The sequence below is a fragment of the Reichenbachiella versicolor genome (genome assembly GCF_003171675.1).
GTDB lineage: Bacteria > Bacteroidota > Bacteroidia > Cytophagales > Cyclobacteriaceae > Reichenbachiella > Reichenbachiella versicolor.
Genome location: NZ_QFZQ01000001.1, coordinates 979,946 through 1,004,241 on the forward strand (window position 1 = coordinate 979,946; position 24,296 = coordinate 1,004,241).

22 protein-coding genes are annotated in these 24,296 nt (G+C 34.7%); 9 read left to right on the forward strand and 13 right to left on the reverse strand.

The window, feature by feature from the left end; translation table 11 throughout:
- Position 1 precedes the first annotated feature (1 nt).
- Both DKG80_RS03925 and trmB read left to right on the forward strand, forming a co-directional pair.
- Positions 2-1,231 (forward strand): bifunctional folylpolyglutamate synthase/dihydrofolate synthase, encoded by a 1,230-nt coding sequence (locus tag DKG80_RS03925; RefSeq protein ID WP_109829974.1) that lies wholly within the window; start codon positions 2-4, stop codon positions 1,229-1,231.
- Positions 1,231-1,893 (forward strand): tRNA (guanosine(46)-N7)-methyltransferase TrmB, encoded by a 663-nt coding sequence (trmB, locus tag DKG80_RS03930; RefSeq protein ID WP_109829975.1) that lies wholly within the window; start codon positions 1,231-1,233, stop codon positions 1,891-1,893. Before DKG80_RS03925 ends, trmB begins: the two co-directional genes overlap by 1 nt.
- Here trmB and DKG80_RS03935 read toward each other — a convergent pair.
- From DKG80_RS03935 to trpS, 5 genes are all read right to left on the reverse strand, one after another.
- Entirely contained in the window at positions 1,890-2,756 is an 867-nt protein-coding gene (locus DKG80_RS03935; RefSeq protein WP_109829976.1) for a hypothetical protein, read from the reverse strand. The genes trmB and DKG80_RS03935 overlap by 4 nt on opposite strands.
- Positions 2,743-3,273, reverse strand: a complete 531-nt coding sequence (locus DKG80_RS03940; protein ID WP_245906952.1) for an RNA polymerase sigma factor — start codon at positions 3,271-3,273, stop codon at positions 2,743-2,745. The genes DKG80_RS03935 and DKG80_RS03940 overlap by 14 nt, the downstream gene beginning before the upstream one ends.
- A 139-nt stretch (positions 3,274-3,412) precedes the next feature.
- Positions 3,413-4,390 (reverse strand): calcium/sodium antiporter, encoded by a 978-nt coding sequence (locus DKG80_RS03945; protein ID WP_109829977.1) that lies wholly within the window; start codon positions 4,388-4,390, stop codon positions 3,413-3,415.
- A 244-nt stretch (positions 4,391-4,634) separates the two neighbouring features.
- A complete protein-coding gene (locus DKG80_RS03950) occupies positions 4,635-6,362 on the reverse strand; it encodes a phospho-sugar mutase (protein ID WP_109829978.1) in 1,728 nt (575 codons plus the stop codon).
- A gap of 7 nt (positions 6,363-6,369) precedes the next feature.
- Positions 6,370-7,338, reverse strand: coding sequence for a tryptophan--tRNA ligase (gene trpS, locus DKG80_RS03955; RefSeq protein ID WP_109829979.1), 969 nt, complete (start codon positions 7,336-7,338; stop codon positions 6,370-6,372).
- 91 nt (positions 7,339-7,429) lie between these two features.
- Between trpS and DKG80_RS03960 the strand changes: the two genes are divergently transcribed.
- Together DKG80_RS03960 and DKG80_RS03965 are read left to right on the forward strand one after the other, a co-directional pair.
- Complete coding sequence (locus DKG80_RS03960; protein ID WP_109829980.1) at positions 7,430-8,512, forward strand: DUF1573 domain-containing protein; 1,083 nt, start codon at positions 7,430-7,432, stop codon at positions 8,510-8,512.
- Positions 8,513-8,540: 28 nt separating this feature from the next.
- Positions 8,541-9,137, forward strand: coding sequence for a tetratricopeptide repeat protein (locus DKG80_RS03965; protein ID WP_109829981.1), 597 nt, complete (start codon positions 8,541-8,543; stop codon positions 9,135-9,137).
- A 155-nt stretch (positions 9,138-9,292) separates the two neighbouring features.
- Here DKG80_RS03965 and DKG80_RS03970 read toward each other — a convergent pair whose 3' ends face one another.
- Together DKG80_RS03970 and DKG80_RS03975 are read right to left on the reverse strand one after the other, a co-directional pair.
- Positions 9,293-9,886 (reverse strand): TetR/AcrR family transcriptional regulator, encoded by a 594-nt coding sequence (locus tag DKG80_RS03970; protein ID WP_109829982.1) that lies wholly within the window; start codon positions 9,884-9,886, stop codon positions 9,293-9,295.
- Between the two features lie 84 nt (positions 9,887-9,970).
- Positions 9,971-11,986: a dipeptidyl-peptidase 3 family protein gene (locus tag DKG80_RS03975; RefSeq protein ID WP_109829983.1), complete on the reverse strand. Its 2,016-nt coding sequence runs from the start codon at positions 11,984-11,986 to the stop codon at positions 9,971-9,973.
- Positions 11,987-12,123: 137 nt separating this feature from the next.
- Here DKG80_RS03975 and DKG80_RS03980 point away from each other — a divergent pair, with 137 nt between their 5' ends.
- From DKG80_RS03980 to DKG80_RS03990, 3 genes are read left to right on the forward strand one after another with little or no spacing between them, the layout of a single operon-like run.
- Positions 12,124-12,765, forward strand: a complete 642-nt coding sequence (locus tag DKG80_RS03980; protein WP_109829984.1) for an O-methyltransferase — start codon at positions 12,124-12,126, stop codon at positions 12,763-12,765.
- Between the two features lie 29 nt (positions 12,766-12,794).
- The gene (locus tag DKG80_RS03985) at positions 12,795-14,579 is read left to right on the forward strand and encodes a LysM peptidoglycan-binding domain-containing protein (protein WP_162555668.1); all 1,785 of its coding nucleotides are present in this window, start codon (positions 12,795-12,797) and stop codon (positions 14,577-14,579) included.
- Positions 14,580-14,984 carry a hypothetical protein gene (locus DKG80_RS03990; RefSeq protein WP_109829986.1) on the forward strand — a complete coding sequence of 135 codons (405 nt, stop codon included), beginning with the start codon at positions 14,580-14,582 and terminating at the stop codon, positions 14,982-14,984.
- Between the two features lie 9 nt (positions 14,985-14,993).
- Here DKG80_RS03990 and DKG80_RS03995 read toward each other — a convergent pair whose 3' ends face one another.
- The 4 genes from DKG80_RS03995 to DKG80_RS04010 form a co-directional block, all read right to left on the reverse strand.
- Positions 14,994-15,446 carry a hypothetical protein gene (locus tag DKG80_RS03995; RefSeq protein WP_162555669.1) on the reverse strand — a complete coding sequence of 151 codons (453 nt, stop codon included), beginning with the start codon at positions 15,444-15,446 and terminating at the stop codon, positions 14,994-14,996.
- A 611-nt stretch (positions 15,447-16,057) separates the two neighbouring features.
- Entirely contained in the window at positions 16,058-16,426 is a 369-nt protein-coding gene (locus DKG80_RS04000; protein ID WP_109829988.1) for a hypothetical protein, read from the reverse strand.
- Between the two features lie 191 nt (positions 16,427-16,617).
- Positions 16,618-17,724: a DNA polymerase III subunit gamma/tau gene (gene dnaX / locus DKG80_RS04005; protein WP_109829989.1), complete on the reverse strand. Its 1,107-nt coding sequence runs from the start codon at positions 17,722-17,724 to the stop codon at positions 16,618-16,620.
- 161 nt (positions 17,725-17,885) lie between these two features.
- A complete protein-coding gene (locus DKG80_RS04010) occupies positions 17,886-18,263 on the reverse strand; it encodes a nuclear transport factor 2 family protein (RefSeq protein WP_109829990.1) in 378 nt (125 codons plus the stop codon).
- 205 nt (positions 18,264-18,468) lie between these two features.
- Here DKG80_RS04010 and DKG80_RS04015 point away from each other — a divergent pair, with 205 nt between their 5' ends.
- Both DKG80_RS04015 and DKG80_RS04020 read left to right on the forward strand, forming a co-directional pair.
- On the forward strand, positions 18,469-18,714 hold the full coding sequence (locus DKG80_RS04015; protein WP_109829991.1) for a hypothetical protein: 246 nt from the start codon (positions 18,469-18,471) through the stop codon (positions 18,712-18,714).
- Between the two features lie 261 nt (positions 18,715-18,975).
- Positions 18,976-20,046 carry a class I SAM-dependent methyltransferase gene (locus tag DKG80_RS04020; protein ID WP_109829992.1) on the forward strand — a complete coding sequence of 357 codons (1,071 nt, stop codon included), beginning with the start codon at positions 18,976-18,978 and terminating at the stop codon, positions 20,044-20,046.
- Between the two features lie 493 nt (positions 20,047-20,539).
- On the opposite strand, the gene metF is transcribed toward DKG80_RS04020, so the two are convergent.
- Together metF and metH are read right to left on the reverse strand one after the other, a co-directional pair.
- Positions 20,540-21,493: a methylenetetrahydrofolate reductase [NAD(P)H] gene (gene metF / locus DKG80_RS04025; protein ID WP_109829993.1), complete on the reverse strand. Its 954-nt coding sequence runs from the start codon at positions 21,491-21,493 to the stop codon at positions 20,540-20,542.
- Between the two features lie 42 nt (positions 21,494-21,535).
- Positions 21,536-24,256: a methionine synthase gene (gene metH / locus DKG80_RS04030; protein ID WP_109829994.1), complete on the reverse strand. Its 2,721-nt coding sequence runs from the start codon at positions 24,254-24,256 to the stop codon at positions 21,536-21,538.
- Between the last annotated feature and the right edge of the window lie 40 nt (positions 24,257-24,296).

Below are 24,296 nucleotides of genomic sequence, written 5' to 3' on the forward strand. Positions count from 1 at the left end.
TATGAATTATCAGGAGGTTTTAAACTTCCTTTATACGCAGTTACCGATGTATCAAAAAGTTGGTAAATCTGCTTTCAATAAAGACTTGAGTAAAACCATAGAATTGCTCTCTGTTTTAAATAACCCCCATCACGGATTCAAATCTATTCATATAGCTGGGACGAATGGAAAAGGAAGTGTGACTCACATGTTGGCATCAATCCTACAAGAGTCAGGATATAAAACAGGAATTTATACTTCACCCCATCTAAAGTCTTTTACGGAAAGAATCAAGATTAATGGTGTTGAAATAGAGGAAGATTATGTCGTTACGTTTGTTGAGAAAGTAAAAAATACTATCCTCAAAATTGAACCCTCATTCTTTGAGATTACTGTTGCTATGGCATATTCATATTTTAAGGATATGCAAATAGATATTGCCATCATTGAGACGGGGTTAGGAGGGAGATTAGATTCAACTAATGTTATTTATCCAGACTTATCTATAATAACTTCTATAGGTTTAGATCATCAAGATATTTTAGGTGATTCATTGGCAAAAATTGCTAAGGAAAAAGCTGGCATCATAAAGCAAAATACTCCCTTAGTTATAGGTGACATGGAGTTGGCAGCGCGGGATTCAATCATTTCTGTGGCTAGAGAAAAAGAATGTAAAGTGTTTGATTTTCAGGGGCATAACTTTGATAAAAATTATTTTTCTTCTGATTTAAAAGGAGCAGCCTATGAAAAGAATATTGATACCGTACTAATGAGTATTGAGGTTCTAAATTCGAAGGACTATGTTACATCTGATGATCATATAAGCAAAGGCCTTCTATATACTTGTAAGAATACTGGATTTAAAGGAAGATGGCAGAAACTGTCAGAATCCCCACTGATATTTTGTGATATAGGACATAATGAACAGGCTATTACTTCAATGCGGGAACAAATTGACAAATACGACTATGAGACTCTTCATGTTGTATGGGGGATGTCAAGTGATAAATCGGTTAATGATGTAATAGCATTAATGCCCAAAAGTGCAGTTTACTATTTTTGTGCAGCGGATATTCCGCGTGCCATTGATGTCGTCCATTTATCTAGTATAGGTAAAGAGTTTGGATTGACAGGGCAAAGTTACAAATCCGTTCATGAAGCAATTAATTCAGCCAAGAGTACGGCAGGGGCTAAGGATATGATCATAATTGGTGGAAGTACTTTCGTGGTTGCAGAAATAGAAGATCTATAATGGGGAGAAGAGGAAAAATGGAGCGTTTTGCTGAAAATGCTGAACGCAATAATGTTATTGAGATAGGTAAAGAGAGTTTTGGAAATCTTGTTAACAAATGGAAAACGGATCATTTCAAGAATACTAATGACGTAGTAGTAGAGCTAGGCTGTGGTAAAGGAGAATACACCGTTGGTTTGAGCAGATATTTTCCCGAAAGAAATTTTATTGGTGTTGATATAAAAGGTGCAAGAATTTGGGTTGGCAGTACCCAAGCGGTAGAAGAAAGGTTAGAAAATGTAGCTTTTCTTAGAACTCAAATAGAGCTGTTAGATAAACATTTTGGCGAAAATGAAATAGATGAACTTTGGATTACTTTTCCTGACCCTAGGCCAAAAGAAAGAGATGAGAAAAAAAGATTGACTTGCCCTAAGTTTTTAGATATGTATCGGAAATTATTGGTTGATGATGGATGGGTCAAATTTAAAACTGATAGTACTTTCCTATTCGATTATACACTAGACGTTCTTAAAAGTCAGAGAATTAAAAATTTAGTCTACACACATAATCTTTATGATTCGGAATATATGGACGAACACTATGGAGTAAAAACAAAGTTTGAAAAAATGTTCTACGAGAAAGGTGAGGACATAAAGTACTTACGTTTTCAGTTCGATTATTAGGAACTTATTGTAAGCGTAATTGCTGGTATTAGTTGTTTAAGGCTCTTGGTTAAATATATCTCGGGACCTATTCCTATATTTTTATTTAGTCTTTTAATTGCTGAAAATCTCAAAGTTTGCCCAGAAATAGGGCTTAAATTGTTAGGTGTAACTAAATAACCTGCAGAATATTCCCAACCCATTCCATTAATTTCTGTAGTTGTTTTGTGTTTAAGGTTTACGAAAATTAGAGGTGTTATTTTAGAAATGGTTGATTCTTGATTAATGGGGAGCCATTGAATATTAGAAGTAATGAATAGACTTTTATTCTGTATATTATTACTTAAATCAAGAAATTTAAAGCCTAATCCTAAGGATGGCGTAACAATATTATTTTGGCTAGCGCTTATCTTGCCCTCCATTTCAATTCTATTTAAAATTTCTTTAGTCTTCTTGTTTTTTACTTCTATGTTTTCTTCAAAGCCATTAATTTCCAATTTTTTAGATCGGTTAATTGGTGAATAGTCCATTTTAACCGGAATAGATGCGTTTAAATGCATCTTTTGATTGAATTGTTCTTGTTGAGGTTGGATTTCCTCCTTAGCGATTGAGTAATGAGATGTTTCTTTATTTGGATAATGTAGTAGTTTATGTTCAATCCTATTATATGAAATATACTCTAATCCAGCTGCTATAAGCATGGTTACCGAAGTTGCAGTAACCATGAACCAAGAAAGGATTTTTTTATCAATATTTTCCAGCTTCAGACAAATTTGCTTCCAAATTTTTGACTTATCAATATTTGTTACTGATACAGATTCTATTTTATTGACCGCCTTCTGCGCAGCCTTGTCAACCCAGTTTATTTTTTTATCTGTTTTCATGCTGTGCTAGAGATTTAATTAATGAAGATCTTGCTTTGCTTAGTTGAGACTTAGAAGTGTTTTCTGAGATCCCAAGTTTCTCCCCAATTTCTTTATGGCTATAACCTTCAATTACATACATATTGAATACTGTTCGGTACCCTTTGGGTAGGTTGTATATTAGGTTTAACAATTCTTCATATAAAATGTCATCATCGGCTCCATTAGAACTATCAAGTTTAATAAGGTGATCAATATCTACTTTATTAACTTGTTTTTTTCTGAGAATCATGAGACACTCATTTACCATTACTCGTTTGATCCAGCCTGAAAAACTACCTTTGCCTCGGTATTCAAATTGGTGGATTTTACGAAATACTTTGGTAAACCCTTCTATTAGAGCATCTTCTGCTTCTAAAGTTTCTGGAATATATCTTAAGCAAGTATGTAGCATGGTATTATAGTATTGATCATACACCATGCTCTGTGCTTGCTGATCATTCTGCTTACACAGATTTATGAGATTCTCTTCCTTCAATGTTACAGCAGGTGCCTATTTATAGATTAAAATGTTCTTAATTAAGGATTAGTTGCCTTAATACTTGAGCAATCTATTATCAATAGAAATACGGTGCTGTTAAAGAGTAGTTAAAAGATGTTAATGTGTGTTAATTAGGTTAGAATCTATTGAAGAAAAGGAAAATTAAATAAGCAACAAACCCTAACAGATATAATCCACCTTCAGCCCTATCTAGTTTATATTTTTGGAGTGTAAACATGAAAATAAACAGCATAAAGGTTCCAATCATCACTATTATTAAATCTATATTGAGATCTGGATCATAATGAATAGGTGAATTAACAACTGCCGTTGCACCTAATACGAGTAGGATGTTGAAAATGTTGGACCCGACAATATTTCCTACTGCTAAATCCGATTTTTTATGAAAAGCTGCAACTGCTGTTGTAGCTAATTCAGGCAATGAAGTGCCTGCTGCTAAAATAGTAAGACCAATAACTTTTTCACTTACTTCAAATATAGTAGCTACTTCTATGGCATTGTCTACAATCAATTGCCCACCAAAAGCGAGACCACCTATACCAATTAGTATCATTATTGTGGTACGGAGACTTCCATACATTTCGATTTCGTCCATGTCGCCACCCAAATCTCCCGTTCTTTGCATGTTTTTGAAAACATAGAACAAAAAACCGCAAAACATTCCTAATAAGATTAAACCATCCCAAAGGGTTAACTGATTATCACTATTATTAAAAATAAAACTATCGTTGACTAAGAAAAATAGAACAATAGTAGCTACCAAGGAATAAGGGACTTCTTTCCACAGTGCGTTCTTCTGAACAGTTAATGGATAGATAACGCTTGAAACCCCAAGTATCAAAAACATATTAAAGATGTTAGACCCTATAATGTTTCCAAAAACAACATCGCTGTGTCCGCCTGAACCAGAAATAATATTGACCACTAACTCTGGGGCCGAAGTACCCATCGCCACTACCGTGAGTCCAATGGCAATATCTGAAACATTATATCTTTTAGCTAGTGATGATGCTCCATTAACCAGGAAATCAGCTCCTTTAATAAGCATCACGAATCCGACGATAATAAGTGCAATAGCCTTTGCAAGGATCATATAGTAATATTTAGAATTCGGGTGGTCGCTATTATTTGGTTTGAAATATAAATATTTTCATAATACTTTCTTCTCTTTTCTGTTATTAATGGAGATATTATTATTATGAAAAATTTCGTTAAAGCTAGTCATAAAAAAAGTAGTATTCTATCTTTAATAAGGTCAATTAAATAAAAAAAAAGGAGTTCCATATCGAAACTCCTTTTTTTTTATTTAATTGACTGATAGTCAGTTGTAAGAGTCTCTATATATTAAGCTCTTGTTCTATTCTATTTATTTTGTTTTGTAGATCAACTTTAATTTCGTCCTTGCTTCTAGAGTCTCCAATAGTTGACTTTACACTGAAATAGAATTTAATCTTAGGTTCCGTACCTGAAGGCCTAAGTGATATCTTTGTATCGTCTTCTGTAATAAATTGAAGAACATTGGATTTTGGGAAGTTTACTGTTGTGTTTTTCCCAGTATCAAGGCTGATTGAAGTTGAAGATTGATAGTCTATTGCTTTTACCACTTTAGATCCTCCAAGTGATTTTGGAGTATTATCTCTAAAATTCTTCATCATACTTTGAATTTCATCGGCTCCAGATTTTCCTTTTTTGGTTATTGAAGTTAAAGATTCAAGGTACATTCCAAATTGATCATAAATACTATCTAATAATTCGTAAAGCTCCAGTCCATTATCTTTCGTCCAAGCAGCAAGCTCGGCGATCATCGCACATGACGCTACGGCATCTTTGTCTCTTACAGCATCCCCAATTAAGTATCCATAGCTTTCTTCACCACCACCTATGAATTCTTTTTGGCCTTCCCATTCCTTGATTAAGCCTGCGATGAATTTAAAACCTGTTAGAGTATCGTGGCATTCAATATCAAAGTGATTAGCGATATCTTTGATTAGCTCTGTAGTGACTATGGTTTTTACTACAAATTGCTTACCATCTAGTTTGCCGTTTTCTTTCCATTTTTTACATAAATAGTAAATCAAAAGCGAACCAGTTTGGTTACCATTGAGAAGTTCGAAATTGCCACTTTTGTTTTTAATGGCAATACCAACTCTATCAGCATCAGGATCAGTAGCCATTACAATATCAGCATTTACTTCTTTAGCTTTCTTTAGTGCAATACTCATTGCTTCTTGCTCCTCAGGATTAGGATACACTACGGTAGGGAAATTACCATCAGGAGTAGCTTGTTCTCCCACTACTGTAATATTTTTAAAACCGAACCTTTCTAGGGCAGGAGGGACTAACGTTACACCTGTACCATGAATAGGAGAAAATACGATTGACATATTTTCTTGATTTTTAATGGACTCAGGAGAAAGACTGAGCCCAGTAAGCATATCCAAGTATTTTTCATCGATATCTTCACCAATCATTTCTATTAATTCTGATTTAGCGGAGAATTTAATGTCGTCAAAAGATGTTATTTTTCTAACTTCATCAATGACATTTGTGTCGTGAGGAGCAATCATTTGAGCACCATCTTCCCAGTAGGCTTTATAACCATTGTATTCCTTTGGGTTATGTGAGGCAGTTAATACAACTCCACTTTTACAACCAAGTTCTCTGATGGCAAATGAAAGTTCTGGGGTAGGACGTAAAGATTCAAACAAGTATACTTTGATATCATTTGCAGAGAAAATTTCAGCGGTGATTCTAGCAAAGAAAGAACTATTGTTTCTACTGTCGTGCGCTATGGCCACAGATATGTCCTGTCCAGCAAATTCTTTTTTGAGATAGTTTGCCAGTCCCTGAGTAGCCATACCTATAGTATACTTGTTCATTCGGTTACTGCCAAGTCCCATAATACCCCTTAGTCCTCCAGTACCGAATTCAAGCTCTTTGTAAAATGAGTCAGTTAGTTCAGTGACTTGATCATTATCGATCATTTTTTGGATTATTTCTTTGTCAGATTGGTCGATGCTACCATTCATCCACCTGTCTATTGATTCTTGAATGTACTGTTCCATGGTTTGCTTAAAATCCTACTTTATCTTTTACTCTTTTAAGTACTTTAATTCCTATTTCTCGAGCTTTTGACTCGCCTGCTTCTAGTTTAGCGTTTAATTCAGATTCACTATTCATATAGTGTTTGAATAATTCACGTTCGTTCTTGTATTTTTCAATGACTAATTCTAACAAAGCAGTTTTGGCATGGCCATATCCAAAATTTCCAGCCAAATATTTTTGTCTGAGGGTTTCAGTCTCTGAGTCAGTTGCTATTGTCTTGAAAATTTGAAAGACATTGCAAGTATCAGGGTTTTTAGGAGCTTCTAAAGGCAGACTATCAGTGACGATAGACATAATGTTCTTTTTTAAGGGTTTACCTTCCGCAAAAATATCGATTGTATTGTTATATGATTTGCTCATTTTTTGACCATCAGTGCCAGGTATGGTCATTAGTTGTTCGTCAATTTTAGCGTCTGGAAGAACAAAAGTTTCACCATAGGTGTGATTAAAAGAACTTGCCATATCCCTAGTCATCTCAATGTGCTGTTGTTGATCTTTTCCAACAGGGACTAACTGAGCATCATACATCAGTATGTCAGCAGCCATTAATACGGGGTATGTAAATAATCCTGCATTAACATCAGATAGCTTGTCAGCTTTGTCTTTGAAGGAATGAGCATTAGCAAGCATTGGGAAAGGAGTGTGACAATTGAGATACCATGCAAGTTCACAGACTTCTGGAATTTTAGATTGTCTATAGAATATAGTCTTGTCAGTGTCTAAACCGAAAGCAAGCCAAGCCGCAGCAACAGCTTTGGTATTTTGTTTTCTTAATTCAGGGTCTTTTATACTTGTTAAAGAATGAAGATCAGCAATGAACAATAGAGATTCATGTTTGTCTTCTTTTGAAAGTTGAATTGCTGGAAGTATAGCACCTAGAATATTACCTAAGTGAGGTTGTCCAGAACTTTGTATGCCTGTTAGGACTCTTGCCATCTGAAATTAGTCTCCTAAATATTTAATTCAGCCAAATAGTTGACTGGTGTTTTATAGATTTGTTGCGAAAATAAAGGCATTCGAACTAATCATGAAAGCAAACGAACTATTATATATCAGTCTTTTTATACTTATTTCAAGTACGGTTTTTGGTCAAGGGAAGGGGCAATTTGAATTTGAGGAGTTAGAACACAACTTTGGAACTTTTAAAGAAGAGCTTGGAGCGGTCGAGTATGAGTTTGTTTTTAAAAATATAGGTGATGCACCAATAGTGATCACAAGAGTGAAGGCGTCGTGTGGTTGTACTACTCCTGGTTGGTCAAATGAACCTGTTTTGCCAGGAGAGAAGGGTTTTATTAAGGCTAAGTTTAATGCTCGAAATAAACCAGGTTCGTTTAGAAAAAGGTTAACAATTACTAGTAATGCACAGAAGCCATCTCAATATCTCTACATTAAAGGTAATGTTATACCTAAGGTGAAAACAGTAGAGGAGAGATTGAGTGTTAAAATGGGAGCAATTCGACTAAAGTCAAAAAATTTAAACTTTTCTAAAATTACAACAGAAAAGCCTATTACAAAATCATTTGAAATTTATAACGATAGCGATTCTTCTATTACCCTTTTGAATAAGTTTGATGGTCCAAAGTTCATACGAATTGATCTCGATACGACAGTTTTACTTCCTAAAAAGTCAACAAAACTAAATGTTTGGTACAATCCTGATCATAACGACAATCTAGGTATGAATAATCACTCAGTCTCTTTTTACACCAGTGATAGTAACGTGCCTAAGAAGATTTCGGTGATTGCAAGAATAGAAGAGTACTTTGCTCCATTATCAGAAAAGGAAGAAGCTAAGGCTCCCAAGTTATTAATAGAAGATAGATTACAAGATTTGGGTAATATCAAAGCTGGAGCAAAAGTGACAGCCAAATATATATTAAGAAACGGGGGGGTAGAAAAACTTAATATTCGAAAAATCGACACTAATTGTACATGTATGACAGCTACTTTAGATACATATGATTTAAAAGGAGGAGAATCCACCTGGCTGCATGTAACTTTTGATTCTAAAGGTAGGAGAGGACGTCAAACTAAATCGATTTCCGTATTTTCCAATGATCCCAAAGATCCAACACAGTTAGTATCAATGAAAATTTCAGTTACCCCATAAAATAACTAACTAGTACAATTTAAAAGCTATGAGAAAAGTAATATTACCACTTGTGTTATTCATGAGTATATTGATTTCATGCCAAAAGGGTGAAATATCTAAAGGAGATAAATTTTTTGGACAAAAGAATTATAAAGAAGCGATAGTGGCTTATACAGAGTACCTTAAGTTGCATCCGAATCATATTCAATCATTGTATAACAGAGGAAGGTCGTATGAGGAATTGCATCAAAATGATAAGGCTGAAAAGGACTTTCTAGAAGTAATAGAAGTAGATAAAAAAAATACAAGTGCCAGATTGAGTCTAGCAGAGTTGAAGTATAAAGCTAAAGACTTTGAAAAAGCTCGTTTCTATGCAGAGGAAGCTGTGAAACTTAAAGATGATTTGGCCACTGCACATTTTTGGTTAGGAAGAGCATATCATCAATTAGGTGAATTTGATGAAGCAATGAAAGGGTATAATGATGCTATAGCTTTGGATCCTAATTTGGGAAATGCTTTTTTAAATAGAGGCGCAATTAAGATAACCAAAGGAAGTAAGTCTTCAGGATGTGAAGATCTTCAAAAAGCACAATCACTAGGAGTAGGAAGTGCGACAAAGGCTATAGAGAGGTACTGCAATTAATACATTCTTATGAAGGGAAAGAATATTGATCAAAATAATCTTTCCCCAGTTTTATTAAATAACCAATTACTAGTGCGTTGATAAAGTTAAGTTGTGTTGATTTTGGATGTTAACTATAATGGCTTTTGTCAATCAGGTTGAAAGCCATTGTGTAATTATAGTTTTATTCCGCTTATAATCAACTGTGTAGCATCTATTACAAGATCTCTAATTCTATGCCAATCTTCTAACTCTGGAGGTTTTTCCATGTATATGCTCAACTGGTCAAACTGAATACTAAATTTTATTAGAGAAAGAGTATTGGCTACATATTTTGTGTTACAGGCTTTGAAAATGCCCATTGTTTGACCTTCTTGAATACAATTAGCATAAAAATCAATGCTGCCTTGATTTATATCATCTATGAAGGATCGATACATGTTGCGAGTTTCAATAAAAGCCTTAATTGGAATTTCATTCTCTATAACTAGTTGTTCGTAATAATCTAGTGATTGTCTAATGTAGGTTATTAGTTTGGTTTCAGGATCTTTCGACTTGTTGGCTTCAGCTCTAAATTCAGAAAATATCCGTCTCCATTCATTTTCAGATGATTGAACAAAAATGTCCTCTTTGTTTTTGAAGTAGTAATAAAGAGAAGACTTCCTCATGCCAATTGCTGCTGAAATATCATCTACACTAGTTTTTGAATAACCTTGTGTGTTGAACAACTGCTTAGCGGCTTCGAGGATTTCTTGTTTTTTATCTGGCATAATCGGTGGTAATAATTGATCAAAAGGGTTTTTAGGTGAGATGAATTAATAATTTTAAACGTTCATAGTTATTATACGAAAATTTTATAGGAAAGAGTAATTTTTTGCGTAATACAGCATTTGTTTGGTGAAATCATTAGGATATTCAACTCTAATATCAATTATTTCACCATTATCACTTTTTACAGGGATCAATTCAGGGTTAATGAAACCGCTGTAAGGTGCCGAATTTAGTTTATCAGCTCTTTCTAATATCTCTTTATGAAGGATAGGGTCAATTTTTACACCATAGTTTTCAACTAGCATTTTTGCTGATTCAAAATCTCCTTCAGATTTAATGCGTTGAGTTTCCTTAAGAAGTTCTCCAAATAAATGCCTTAGTTTATTGAAGTCATTCACTACGAAATAAGTCTTTCCATTTTTAACTATCTTTTCTATAACATTATTTTTTTTACCTTTTTCGAAGCACCAAGCTGATATCCAAGCTCTATTTCTCATATGAGCTTCTTCAATGTTTTGACCAAGTTCTATTCTTCTTAATTGTGTTATTAAACCGTTAGTGATATAACTGCTGTATTGCTCTTTGCCAACAACCAAGTCTTGAATTAGTCCGAGTTCGATAAGTTTTGGGTCTAATAGAAAGTATAAAGCAACTAAGTCTGCACGTCCTTCTTCTATGGTTGAAGCATAGTTTTTCAAAGTCTCTTTAGGAGTACCGACCCCTTCATTGATTTGACCACTAGCATGACCTATTACTTCATGCAGAGCTGTATGCATTTTATCTCCCAAACTTCCGTACTCTTTGGTCCATGCAATTTCCTCATCTCTATGATAGAATTCTTCTAAGAACCCTTTAGTACCTACTTTGTTATATGCGTGAATGATATTTCCTAGGCTCACAGACTTAGAACCATATTCTTTTCTTATCCAGTTCGCATTGGGAAGGTTTACACCTATAGGAGTACTCGGTGAAGAGTCTCCGGTTTCGCTTGCAACATTGACAACTTTATAACTTACTCCAACTACGTTTGATTTTTTATGTTCATCCGAGATAGGAGAGTTGTCTTCAAACCACTGAGCATTTTTTGATAAAATTTCCATTCTCTTAGATGCCTCGAAGTCCTTTATTTGAACTATTGACTCATATGCTCCTCGATAACCTAATGGGTCATTATAAACCTCAATGAAACTGTTAATGTAGTCTATATCTCCTTCTGTGGTTCTAGCCCAAATGATATTATATTCATCCCATGTTTTAAGGTCACCAGTTTGATAATATTTGATAAGCAGCTCTAAACCTTTTTTTTGATTAGAATTTTCAGCGACAGTAACAGCTTTCTCAAGCCAAAAAATAATTTTGTCAATGGCTTTGCCATACATTTCACCAGATTTCCAGACTTCTTCTTTTATATTACCATTTTCATCTCTGACCAACTTAGAATTAAGGCCATAAGAAATAGGTCTGTCTGTGCTTTTATTTATTCTATTAGAATAAAACTCATGTACTTCGCTCTCAGTGATATCAGGAGCATAGAAGTTAATGGATGAGCCCGTTAAGAGGCCTTTAGATTCGTCTAAGTTTACTTTTTTATTGTCAATATCAGGGTTGAAGACAATCTCGATTATTTCTTCAGAGGGAAGTTGACCAGAGAATCTTAAAAGTTTATTTAAATAATCCCTGCTGAATTCTGGAATCAGTTTATTGTTGGAGTAGTGATGATGAATTCCGTTTGAGAACCAAAACCTTTTCATATAAGTCATAAATAATTTCCACTGGGGATCTTCGCGATTTCCAGAGTAATTAGTGACAATGCTTTCCAGTTTTTTTCGGATTTTTATGTTGTGTTGATAATTCTGATCATATGTAATATCACGACCGCTTTTACCAGCTTCTGACAGAAAGTACACTAATTTTTTTTGATCAAGAGTTAGTTTTTTGAAATCTGGAATCTGATATCTAAGGATCTTCAAATCAGCAAAAGTCTCTGAGAGAAATTGAAACTCCTCTAAGTTTTCGGTAGTAGCAGTATTGTTTTCCTCGGTATTATTACAAGCTACAAGTATTGCAAAGACCAATAATGATAAAATCGTACCTTTCATGCCTATTATATATATTGAGTTGCAATATAGCTGGCTGGCTTAACATTATCATAATATTAGAGTCTTGTTGCTGAATGACAAATGGCATATCTGAAGTCTTTTTTGTAGAATTGCTTCACATTTAGATTACAAGAATATTGGACTTTATAGATACCGAGATTCAGCGTTATAGCGAACGTCATACTTCTTCTGCATCTGACTTATTAAATAAAATTGAGAGAGAGACTCATATTGAAGTATTAAGACCTCGTATGCTTTCAGGACATCTTCAGGGCAGGATTCTTTCCATGCTTTCAAAAATGATTCGTCCTCAATATATTTTAGAAATTGGGACTTATACAGGGTATTCAGCACTTTGTCTATGTGAGGGAATGCAAGAAAAAGGTAAATTAGTAACTATCGATATCAATAAGGAGCTTGAATCTAGAGTAAGAGGCTATTTCTCAGAGTCAAAATATTCGGACCAAATCGATTTTCGAATTGCCAAAGCATTGGATGTAATAGATGCATTGGATGAAGGGATAGAAATGGTGTTTATTGATGCAGATAAATCCAATTATTGGAACTATTTCGAAGCTATTTTACCCAAGATGAAAAGAGGTGGTTTTATACTCGCTGATAATGTTTTGTGGAGTGGAAAGGTTGTAGAACCTCTTGATAGTAAGGATTTTGATACTAAGGCATTACTCGATTTCAATCGAAGAGTAAATGAAGATTCTAGAGTAGAAAATGTGTTGATGCCAGTAAGGGATGGGGTAACATTGATTCGAGTTCTATGAGGCTTTTGTTTCTAATATTGTCGGTTTTTATGAGTCTAAATTTCACTCATGCTGCCGAATTGGTGAGGCCTAAGGTGCCTTCTACTTTGCAGTTTGCTGGTATGCAACTAAAATTAACCGATGGAGCGAGGAAAGAAATTCAAAAAGAAGTCGATGCTCTTACTAAAAGCGCTACTTATTATAATATCAAAGCAGATCGTATAAAGTTGTACTTTCCGATCATAGAGAAGACTTTGGAAGAAAATGGAGTTCCGGGAGACTTTAAGTACTTGGCTGTTCAAGAGAGCGCCTTAATATCTGATGCTGTTTCTTCTGCAAAGGCTGTAGGTTTTTGGCAGTTTAAAGATTTTACAGGTAGGGAAGTAGGCCTTAGAATTGATAAGAGAATTGACGAACGTCTAAATGTAGTTGCATCCACTAAAGGAGCTGCTAAGTATTTTACCAGAAATAATTTTTATTTTAAGAATTGGGTTTATGCAATATTAGCTCATATGACAGGACGTGGCGGGGCTGCTAAGTATGTGGATAAGAAGCTTTTTGGAGCTAAGAAAATGACTATCGATCGTCATACACATTGGTATGTTAGGAGGTTCTTGGCTCATATGATAGCATTTCGAGATGCAGATAAAGGATCTCATAGTGAGGGAATCATTATGGATGTATTTTGGAAGGCTGGTGGTATGAGTATAAAGGAAATTGCTAAAAAGACGAAATCTGATGAACTGGTACTGAAGAAGTACAACAAATGGTTGAAGTCAGGTTCTGTGCCAACGGATAAACCATATGCAATATTAATTCCCAAGAAAGGGACTAAATCAAATTTTAAAGGAAGCAATACCGTAACTCCGATTGCTGCCGGTACAAGAGAACGTTCAAAACCATCAAAAGCTACTTCGTCTTTGGTCGAAGACCCAAAAAGATCCAATACAATTTTTATCAAGATAAATGGTTTGCCTTGTATATTGGCAAGAGAAGGCGATACGATGGAAAGTCTTTCCGAAAAAGGAGAGATTCATATGGATAAATTTGCCAAGTATAATGATTTGGCAAAGAATGCTAAGATTAAAGAAGGACAGATTTATTATTTAAAGAAGAAGCGCAATCGGGCTAAATCATATTTTCATACTGTACAGAGGGGAGAGTCACTTTGGGATGTTTCTCAGAAATTTGGAATAAAACGAGCGAAGCTTGCTAAGCTAAATCGAATGTCCATCATTGATGAACTTCAACCTGGTCGAGTACTTTGGTTAAAAAATCGTAGACCTGAACAACACGCTGTTGAAATTAAGGATTTGCCAATGTTACCAGTTGATGAAGCAATTCCTCTAAAGGAAATTGTAAAACAACATGAAAAAGATGATAAATTAAAAATAGATACCGTTAGAGTCGATGAGCATCATGAAAAAATAATTGTAGCTGAAGAAACAGACACTAATGTAAAGATCAAATTAGTAGAACATACGGTTCAAAAAGGAGAGTCTCTATATGCAATATCCAAACAATTTGGTGTTTCCGTTTCGGATATTATGGAATGGAATAGCCTGGTGCAGACTTCTTTGTCTATAGGGCAAGTGCTAAAGATTCATGGAGAAAGACGAATAAGTGACCCGAATCCAGTTGAATTAAAAAAAAATGAGAAGAATATTAAAAAAGAATTGGAGCCGGAAAAGGTTCTATTTCATGTAGTTGCACCAGGAGATACTATGTATGGAGTATCACGTAGATACGGTGTATCTGTAAATGACTTGCTTAGGATGAATCAAAAGGATAATTTCGATCTAGCTATTGGAGAGAAATTAATTTTAAGAGAGTAAATGTCCGCATTATTTAGTGACCGAAAAGTATTGTTGATTGAAGACAGTACTGAAGGTATCTATAACACTAAAAATACTATCATTCGGTCAGGCTTGGCTAAACATGTTGTAGTAAAGCTAAATAGTCAACTCGCGGTCGAATATCTTTCAATGCAGGAGAACTTTCCAGAGTTGGTGATTTATAACAACGAAATACCTGATGTTAATGGTGAATTATTATTGAGTGATCTTCAGAGTCTACCTATAATTCTGGCTGGTCGATCTAAATTTATCATTTTATCTTCAAAAAATATTCATCATTATTTTAATATGATGGTGTCAAATGGACAATTGTTCGGGCTATTAGAGGGACCTTTGACAACCTCTGTGTGTAAATTTATAGCTAGTGCAATTAAGGAGAATTAGCTTTGCTATTTAAAGATGGTCGTTTAATTGAAACTCATGTAATTCGGCTTCAAGCCCACTTAGTTTAGCTCTTAGCCGTAGGTCTTCATAAGTAAGATCGCTTAATTTGTCCTTTAAGTGAGTTTTGTTGAGAGTAAACCATTTCTTTTCTTTTTCAGTCAATTCTTTACCCTCGAGGCTCGTAAAGCAAGCATGGAAGGCACGTCTCATCATAGACCTTTTCGATTCTATGGATTCTAGCTTTTCTTTCGTTGATCTTATTGATTTTTCAATTTTTAAGATCTCTTTCTTGATTATTTCCCGAGTTTCAGAATTTATTTCTGGGTTAGAATGAGAGAGTGATTCAAGAGGTTGATCTAGCTCAAGAGCTTGGTCAAGCTTTATTAATGTCTGTATATGCTTCAGCTCAAACGAGCGTCTTCCGGTTGCCAAGGATTTTGCATGATCGATAGATGTCTCCATTATATACGCCATGGAATAGTGGGTGACGTCATAATACCTTTTCAATTTATGGATTAACGAATCTTTGTACACTTTTTTATTTTTATTAATTGGAACGTGTACAAAATTCATATGTTATATGACGATGTTAATTTTGTACACTTTAATTTATACATTTTTTAAAAAGTGTACAGAAGTCAAGTGTAATTCATTGTACACTTTTGTTGTTGATGTTTTTAAAAAGTGTACAATATGTGTTTTTCCAAATATTACTTGAAAACTTCAGTTCGATTCAAAAGCCAACTGATTGATATTTATTTGACGTTTCACGAGAAAGAATGAAAATTATACTGTCTGATCCCGATAGCGTAGCGTATCGGGACAGTTAATAATTTTTTAGACTTTTTTTAGCTTGTCCCGATTAATCGGGAGCTTGAAGAAAAAAGCTTGATTAAGTGTAATTGGTTGAGATTTTACAAAATGTTTGAATAGAATCACTTAATCGAACTCAGGTTGAAAGCAACACAGGTCTATGTCAAGAAGGTTTGTTTTGGATAGAAGAAACGTAATTGTAGCTGCTAGCTAGATAGTGGCGGGATTGCCTTGATTATGTAGTGTAGATTAGTATAGATTTAAAAATCAGGGTCTAAACCAAGAATGTTCTTGAGCTTCAATAGGGAAGGGTTCTTTTTGACCATTACTTCGAATATTTCAGAGCTGGTATAGGGTTTACGTTCTGATGAGTCAGATTCAACTATTCTATATGAAAAACCAATAGCAGTATTTCTGAGTTTCTTTCTAAGAAACTCTAGAATTTCTGGTTCTACAGATTTCATAGTGTCAACTTCTATCTTATTGAAGATCTTAAGTTCTATTTTATTATCTGGTAAAAGCTCTCCCTTTTTACTCAGGACTATTTTAATAGTTGGTAATGGTTTGAATTTTTCTATGTAATCTTCCAAAACCTTGTCGACACTCTGTTGGGTGATCGGCTCGTTCATATCCTCAAGTTGTATTGAGACTTCTTTTTGAACTACCTCTTGTTGCTCAGGCTTCTTGTCGAATATGGTCTTGAGATTAGGAGATTCCTTTTTAATGTCAGTTTTAATGACAAGAGGTTTTTCTCGCTTTTTTTCCAGAATAGAACTGCTACTTTGAGCGGCTTTGGCTTGACTATTGGTAGTCGACGGCGCTACGCCGTCACCATCTTTTTTGCTCCTGAGGATTTAGCTAAATTGAATGCCTCTTCAAGATAAGCAAGTTTCATGAGTGTAAGCTCAACATGTAGACGCTGGTTTTTACTTGATTTATAATTAAGATCACAAGTGTTTAAAATATTTAATCCAGACATCAAGAAACCGAGAGATGTGTTTTTAGCTTGATCTACATACTTAGCTTGGACGTTGCCAGATACATTGAGTAATTGAACGGTTTCGGGGTCTTTACAAACCATTAAATTTCTAAGATGCTCTGAGAGTCCAACTACGAAATTGTGACCATCAAATCCTTCTTTCAGTATTTTATCAAAAACCAGTAAAGCTTGAGAAATTTCTCCACCTTTTAATTGATCAGTAAGTTGGAAGAAGTAATCATAGTCAAGGACATGTAGATTTTTTATAGTGTCTTGGTAGGTTACCTTATTGCCACTAGAAAAAGTTACAATCAAATCGAAAATCGATAAGGCATCTCTTAAGGCTCCATCAGCTTTTTGAGCAATTAGGTGCAATGCTTCGTCTTCTACATCAATTCCCTCAGTATCTGCAATCTTTCTTAGTTGTAGAGCAATATCCTCGATTTCAATCCTATTGAAATCAAAAATTTGACACCTTGACAGGATGGTAGGTATTACTTTGTGTTTCTCTGTAGTCGCTAATATGAAAATAGCATATGAAGGAGGCTCTTCTAATGTCTTCAAAAATGCATTAAAAGCTTGATTTGATAACATGTGAACCTCATCAATGATATAAACTTTGAATTTTCCTTGTTGAGGGGGGTATCGAACTTGGTCGATAAGATTTCTTATATCTTCTACAGAGTTGTTCGATGCAGCATCTAATTCATAAATATTCAGAGAATTGGAAGATTCGTTGCTTTCGTCTTCGAAATCATTAATAAGCCTTGCAAGTATACGAGCACAAGTTGTCTTACCTACACCTCTTGGCCCACAGAATAACAATGCCTGTGCTAAATGGTTGTTATCGATAGCGTTTTTAAGAGTAGTGGTAATGTGTCCTTGACCCACAACTTCCTCAAAGCCCTGAGGACGATACTTACGTGCTGAAACAACGAAATTTTCCATGGCTGCAAATTAACATTGGGAAGATGAAATGGGAAGGTTTGAATTAGATAATTATATTCAAAGTCTAATTTGAATGAATAGTAAACTCTAACTATCAACTTTAGAGTTAGTTTACAGACTTACTGTAAAATCTTCTATTCATTTGCATATCAGGTGTATTACTAATACATAGTATTTGGGTTCGCAGATTTTTGTGGTATTTGTTGTATTGAATCCCAATGTTCTACGATTTTACCATTACTATCAAACCTGAAGAAATCCATAGTGACATATTGATCATTACCTGGCCATGTTTGATGAGTATGTAGCGCTACTAAATCACCTTCAGCTATGCATCTTACAAATTCGATTGATTTTTCAGGATATTCTTTTTGCATTTTTTCGAAGTAAGTAATAAAGCCTTCTGTGCCGTCTTGTACGTCAGGATTATGTTGAATGTATTGATTTCCAACGTAATGATTGACAGCTTCTCTTGGATTTCCTTCATACGCAGTTCTATAGAAGGCAATAGCATTTTGTTTGTTTTTTTCTTGATTCATGAGTTATTTACATTAAAAATTATTTTATGATTTTAAATTATTCAGTGAAGTCTTATTAGCGATAGCCTTAAAATTGACAATTTATGATTGTCGAACAAAATGTCTTGTATATCGTGAAATATTACTGGTTGGACGAAAATGGTAAAAAATTGTACTTTGAAGGTTGGTAGACCGTTAATTTAGCAGAGCATTTAGAGATAAATAGATGACAAATTCTGTTGATAAATACTTTAACGAACATGTTATAAGCCAGGTGAAAAAAATCGAGGCGGGATCTACTATTGAGGAAATGGTAGCTGGGTTAGAGTATATATCAGAGCAGTATCATGCTAACCACGATGCTCAAGTAAGAAAGACCATCAGAGCAAAGATGAGTGAAATGCTTGATTATATTTTTGATCATGGCCTAGAAGAAAAAGTACAAATTACCAATTATATGCTTTATGATTAAATGCTGAGCTTAGCTAGCTCTAATTATTCACTAGCTTCAAATTTAATGGTAAGGAATAGCCATTTGGATCGAATTTCTTAATGTTTGGGTACAGTAGTTTTTTAATATCTTGATGGTACCTAGTATACTTGGATTAGGGAATTTCTATTTTTTCAAAACCATTTTATCGTACTAAGAAATACAGTTTTATTTTATTTAATAATTTGTCTTTTGAGTAGCTACTAAGATTTGTTAGTGAGTAGTACCTACCTTCGCAGTAATATGGCAAAATACAACGGAAGGAACTTTGAAAGATATGATCTATCAGAAGATCGATCTCTAAGAGCATGGAGTGCAGCAGATGAATATTTATTATCAGAACTGAAACCCGAAGATGAAAATATAGCCTTATATCATGATAGGTTTGGCTTTTTAACAGCGAACATTGCAGACAAAAAACCACAAGTAGTAGTCTCTCATATGAGTCAAGAGAGGGCCATTAGCGCCAATCTTGAGAATAATGAGTTAACGCACACACAGTTTATCTATCCACTAGATTCTTTAATCCAACCTGCTAACCTTGCTTTATTAAAGGTTCCTAAGTCTTTGGAGCTGTTTGAGTTTTATCTACAGCATATTGTTTCTAACTCGACTAGTGATGTGGTTGTACTTTGTGGTTTTATGACACGACATTTTAGTCCGAGCTTAGTTTCTATTGCACAAAAATATTTTGAGGTAGTAGAACAAAGCCTTGCGAAAAAGAAAGCTCGGATATTAATTCTTAAAGTAAAGAAGAGTAAGAAAGTAACAACTATTTTAAATACGATAGAATACAATGGTACCACTTACTCTCAGTACCCTGGCGTATTCTCTTCAGGTCATGTAGATTTTGCGTCTCAGTTTTTAATTAATCATTTAGAGATTGACATTAATGAAGGAAGGGTCTTAGATTTAGCCTCTGGCAATGGGGTTATTGCATCTGAGATTTCTAAAAGTGAATCTAACTTAGAATTTCATCTACTAGATGATTCGTATCTGGCTGTAGAGTCGGCTCGTAAAAATCTAAGTACAGAAAACTTTCATCACCATTATGATCAAAATTTAGCGAGGTTTGAAAATGGTTTTTTTGATCTGATTGTAACTAATCCACCTTTTCATTTTGAATATGAAATTAATATTCAAATCCCCTTATTACTATTGAAAGAAAGCTACAGATGTCTTAAGAAAGGAGGGGAATTGTGGATAGTAGCGAATCAGCATCTAAATTATAAAACGCATTTAACTAAATACTTTGAGTCTACAGAATTAATTTCTGAAGATAAAAAGTACGTAGTTTATAAGTGTGTTAAATAATTAAAATAGGTTAAAACAAAAGTTGAATGATGTAAATCATTCCTACAATGAAACCTAGTATTGCTATACTAATAAACTCTCCTTTAATTACACTACTGGTTGAATCTTTTTTCATAGGTTGTATTATTGCAGTTGTCGGTTTATCGTAATATAGAGAATCTAATTTGAATTAGATGTCTGTTTTATAGTGAGTTATAAATTATTTGTAATTGATTTTTAATTTAACACGAAATAATGCAACGCTTTACCGGAATATGACAAAGTATTTTCTCTGTTTAGATTTTTACTCTTAAAAATAACGGTCGTTAGACTTCTATAATATTATTTGTTGGGTATTGGATTGGATAATGAATGCAATTTAGGTGATTCAATTTCTTTAAGAAGTTGTTGCTAAGCTCCAGAGATAAGCAATGGAGTATGTTTAAAATGATAGTATGTGACTATTTTAAACTATAGATTACAGTACTGTTGCTATTTGTAATAAATGTTGTTTTTAGAAAACCTGTTCGGCAATTCTTTGAACACTTGTGGATTTACCCATAGAGTAATAATGCAATACTGGTACGCCTGCTTCTTTTAATTCTTTTGATTGTTTAACACCCCATTCTACACCTATTTCTCGTGCCGCTTTGTTGTCTTTACAGGCCAATAACTCTTTTGCTAATTCTTCTGGCATGTCAAGGTGAAAAATACTTGGTAGAACGGTAGCCTGACTTTTAGTACTTATAGGTTTTAATCCTGGAATAATAGGGACATTGATACCTACAGCCTTACATTCTTCTACGAATTTGAAAAACTTATCATTGTCAAAAAACATTTGTGTAACTATGTACTCTGCACCAGCATCGACTTTATCTTTTAATCTTTGCAAGTCGGTTTGCAAATTCGGAGCTTCAAAGTGTTTTTCGGGATATCCTGCCACTCCTATGCAGAAGTCAGTAGGGTTTGGGTTTTCGAGATCTTCTTCTAAATATTTACCAGTGTTTAAATCATTTACCTGATGAAGCAAGTCAATGGCATAGTTATTTCCTCCTTCAGTAGGAATAAATCTACCTTCTGACTTGATAGCATCACCTCTAAGTACTAATACATTATCAATACCCAAGAAGTTAAGATCTATTAGCGCATTTTCAGTTTCTTCTCTAGTAAAACCACCACAAATGATATGAGGAACAGGATCTATTCCGTATTTATGTTTAAGTGCAGCACATATTCCGACTGTACCTGGTCTTTTGCGAGTAATTTTCTTTTCAAGTAGACCGTTAGATAACTCTTTGTATACGTATTCTTCTCTGTGATAGGTGACATCAATGAATGGTGGTTTGAACTCCATAAGAGGGTCTAAATGATCATAAATGTTCCTGATACTTTCGCCCTTTTTAGGAGGGATGATTTCCAAAGAGAACAGCGTGTTTTTAGCGTTAGATATATGTTCGGTTACTTTCATCTTATTAGTCAATATCTATCGGTTCCAATCGATAGTGCTTTATTAGTTATAGTTCAGATTTGGAGCAAGCCATTTTTCGGCTTCTTCTAAGCTCATTCCTTTTCTTTTAGCATAATTCTCTACTTGGTCTTTTTCAATCTTCCCTAGTCCAAAATATTTTGATTCAGGATTAGCGAAGTAAAAACCACTTACTGAAGAGGCAGGGTACATGGCATTGGATTCTGTCAGTTTGATTCCAGTTTCGGCTTCTACATTCATAAGATCCCATATAATTGGCTTTTCAGTATGGTCTGGACAAGCTGGATATCCGGGAGCTGGCCTTATACCTTTATATTTTTCAGATATGAGGTCTTCATTTTCAAAATTCTCATCTGATGCATAACCCCATATTTCTTTCCTTACTTTTTCATGCATTAGCTCGGCGAAAGCTTCTGCAAGTCTGTCAGCTATGGCTTTTACCATAATACTATTATAGTCATCATGGTCTTTTTCGTATTTTTCTAGAATAGGCTCTATTCCAATTCCTGCAGTCACGGCAAAGCATCCTATATAGTCCTGTAGACCTGAATCCGCTGGAGCTATGAAATCAGCTAACGAATTGTTGGCTAGACCACTTCCTTTTTTACCTTGTTGACGTAGAAAATGGAAAGTAGTTAACTCTTCGCCATTTTCTCCCTTTAACTGAATATCATCACCATTAGTATTGTTAGCCGGGAATATTCCAATTATTGCGTTTGCTTTGATAGAACCATTTAAAATGATTTCATCGAGCATTTTATTAGCATCGTTGTAGAGGTTGGTAGCTTCTTTTCCAATTACCTTATCTTCTAAGATTTTTGGGAAACGACCTTTCAACATCCATGTTTGGAAGAACGGAGACCAATCTATATACTGTCTAATTTCCTCTAAAGAATAATCAATAAAGGTTTTGGTACCGATAAAATTAGGTTTTTGAATTTTAGTATTCTCCCAATTTAGTTTGATATGATTGGCTTGAGCCTGAGCAAATGGGATGTAATTTTTAACTTTAGTTCTGCCAGCGTGCTTCTCCCTTGCTTCCTGATATTCACTTTTGATCGAAGATACGAATGCGTCTTTTTTTCCACTTAACAAGTCTCCGGCTACAGGAACGCTTCTAGAAGCGTCCAATACGTGTACTACAGGTCCAGAATATTCTGGGTCTATTTTTACTGCCGTATGAATACGTGACGTCGTAGCACCACCAATCAATAATGGGTATTTTTCTTCTTCCTTTTCAAGAAGCTTGGCAAAATCAACCATTTCATCCAATGAAGGAGTGATTAGTCCACTTAGACCTATTATATCTGCTCCTATTTCCCTAGCCTTTTCTAGTATTTTTTCATTTGGAACCATGACCCCCATATCCACGATTTCATAGTTATTACAAGCCATTACTACTCCGACGATATTCTTTCCAATATCGTGTACATCTCCTTTTACTGTTGCTAGGAGTACAGTTCCAGCATTCATTGCATCTCCTTCTGATTTTTCTGCTTCTAGAAAAGGAGTGAGGTAGGCAACTGCTTTTTTCATAACTCGTGCAGACTTTACTACTTGAGGAAGAAACATTTTTCCTTCACCGAACAAGTCTCCTACGACATTCATACCGTCCATTAAAGGTCCTTCAATTACATGAAGAGGTCTAGGAAGTTTTTGTCTAGCTTCTTCTGTATCCTCGTCTATGAACTCAACTATACCTTTTACCAAAGCATGTTCAATTCTTTTTTCAACTGGAAGAGAACGCCATTCATCATTTTTCTTTTCTGTTTTACCTGTTCCTTTTACAGATTCAGCAAATTCCATTAACCGCTCTGTGGCATCATCTCTTCTATCAAGAAGTACATCTTCTACATGCTCGAGTAAATCCTTAGGGATGTCATCATAAACTTCGAGCATAGCTGGGTTTACAATACCCATATCCATTCCTTCTCCAATAGCATGATAAAGAAATGCTGAATGCATTGCTTCTCTGACAGCATTGTTTCCTCTAAACGAGAAAGATACATTAGAGACACCACCACTTACGTGTGCAGCAGGTAGGTTTTCCCTTACCCAACGAGTGGCTCTGAAGAAATCAAGGGCATTTAATCGATGCTCTTCCATCCCTGTTGCAACGGGGAAAATGTTAAGGTCGAAAATTATGTCTTCAGGCTTAAAGTTAATCTTTGGACCAACCATTAATTCGTATGACCTTTTAACAATTTCTACACGACGATCATAATTATCAGCTTGTCCATCTTCATCGAAAGCCATTACAATAACAGCCGCACCATACTGCTTAATCAATTTGGCTTGACGAATAAACTCTTCTTCACCAACTTTGAGCGATATTGAGTTAACAACAGATTTTCCTTGTGTACATTTAAGTCCCGCTTCAATAATTTCCCACTTAGACGAGTCAATCATCACAGGAATTCTTGCAATGTCTGGTTCTGCTGCCATTAGGTTTAAGAACTTTGTCATGCATTCAGCACCATCAAGCATGCCTTCATCCATATTGACATCGATGATTTGAGCTCCGCCTTCTACTTGGTTTCTCGCGATTTCAAGTGCTTCTTCGTAACTTTCTTCCTTTATCAAACGAAGAAATTTCCGAGAACCAGTTACATTAGTTCTTTCTCCTACATTTATAAAGTTGAGTTCTGGTGTTACTATTAATGGCTCCAATCCACTCAATTTCATTGGATTGTTTTTTTGCCACTTGTATTCGTATTTGCCTTTATAATCTGGATGCAGACTCATCTTTTAAGGTTCAGTATTGAGTTTGTGAATATTTTTATTT